This is a genomic window from Aminobacter sp. P4_D5 (genome assembly GCF_056401815.1).
On sequence record NZ_JBFUIP010001185.1, the window covers coordinates 1 to 565 of the forward strand.

The window sequence follows — 565 nt, forward strand, 5'->3', positions numbered from 1 at the left end:
GAACGGAACATCCCCTTCTTCCAGACGGATCGCGAGCGCTTCCTGGAAGCCGACCTCACCCGCCTGATCTTCGAGCTCTCGCACCCCACGCGCGCGGTCATCGGCGTGATGTCGCCGCTGCCGCTGAACGGCGACCCGCGCGCGATGATGATGCGCCAGCCGCAGCTCGCGCAGCCGCAGGTGGTGATCCGCCAGCTCAGGGAAAGCTTCACCGTCCAGGACGTCGCAATGGACGCCCAGGTGATTCCGCCGGAGGTGCAGATCCTGCTCCTCGCCCATCCGCAAGGCCTGTCCGACGCCACGCAATACGCCGTCGACCAGTTCGTGATGCGCGGCGGCAAGCTCTTCCTGATGGTGGACCCGCACAGCGAGATGCAGGCCGCGCGCCCCGGCCCCGGCGGCCGTCCGCCGACGGAGACCTCCTCCGCCCTGCCGCGCCTGCTGAACGCCTGGGGCGTCGACGCGCCCTCCGACCAGGTGGTGCTCGACCTCCGCGGCGCCTGGCGCGTCCGCGCCGGACCGACCGACCGCGTTCAGGCCGTGGACTACATCGCCTGGTTCAACC

General features: G+C 70.4%; 1 protein-coding gene. It reads left to right on the forward strand.

The window, feature by feature from the left end:
• The coding region (locus AC1DWF_RS37390) for a GldG family protein (protein WP_476843468.1) at positions 1–565 on the forward strand (565 nt) is incomplete at both ends.